The organism is Ruegeria sp. BHSB064, assembly GCF_059613205.1.
Genome location: NZ_JBXWSB010000256.1, coordinates 1 through 1064, shown reverse-complemented (window position 1 = coordinate 1064; position 1064 = coordinate 1). Strand labels below are relative to the sequence as shown.

General features: G+C 60.1%; 1 protein-coding gene. It reads right to left on the bottom strand.

Annotation, left to right across the window (positions count from 1 at the left end; translation table 11 throughout):
* Nucleotides 1-237: 237 nt before the first annotated feature.
* Nucleotides 238-1064: IS110 family RNA-guided transposase (locus tag AC2FNU_RS24775; protein WP_496794305.1), on the bottom strand; the 827-nt coding region annotated here is incomplete at its 5' end.

Here is a 1064-nt window from a genome sequence, read left to right as displayed (position 1 = left end):
AACGTCCTATGTCGGGAACTTTTGGCTGTTTAAGTCAGCAGGTCATGGGGCATCCGGCGAACCGGATGCCCTGTAATCGTTGCCCAGACGGGCTCTGCCGTCAAGAAATGATCTCTTCCATAGCAAACACAGGGTACGCGCGGTTGCGGCCCTCACCGTCCTCAATACGAGATCCCAAATTCCAAGCAGAAGGCCCAAACATTATCTACGAGGTCAGCGAACTGCCTCCACGGCTCATCAGAGAGAGGTCCTTCCGCCTGGGCTCACCCCCTCGAAGAAAGGGCGATAGGGTTCGCCGTGTTTGACCACGGCGTGTACGGTGCGCGCCATCTTGGCCGCGATTGCGGTGTAGGCCTTGCGACGCAGATGGGCGTTGTGTCGGTCCTTCGAGATGTAGCGTTCGAACTTGTCCCGGAAGCTGTTGGTCCGCTTCAGCACGGCAGTCTGTCCTGCCATCCAGAGCGTGCGCCGGAGTCGGGCATTGCCGTACTTCGAGATGCGGCTCTGACCGCGGAACATGCCGGACTGCACGGTGGCGAGATCCATGCCGCAGAACTTCAGGAACTGCCGGTGATGCCGGAACCGACGCAGGTCACCAGCCTCGGCCAGGATGGTCATGGCGTTGATCGGGCCGACGCCGGGAATGCTCGTCAGCAGCTGATAGTCGGGCAGGTCCGACAGCAACTCGACGGCCCGTGCTTCGATCACATCTCGTTGTCGGATCAGGCTGCGGCCCTCTGCAAGAACGAGGCGGAACATGCGGACCGCGTCGGAGTCCGGGTGGACTGGAAGGCCAACCGAACTAACGGCCGTCGCATAAACATCTGAAAGCAATTGTTCTTTGGACACCTTCCGGCCGACAACCTCCCAAGCATCAGCGATGAAGGCTTCCCGGCCCATGGCCGATATCATGTGTGGCGATGGGTACTTCTCAAGGAAGGCAAGGAACCAGTCGGTGCGCGAACTGCGGTGAAAGCGCTCGGCCTCGGGAAAGTACAGCGGCAGGTAATGCGTGAGGATGCGGTGCCACAACTCAGTCTTCGAGCGCGAAACGATCTCGTGGG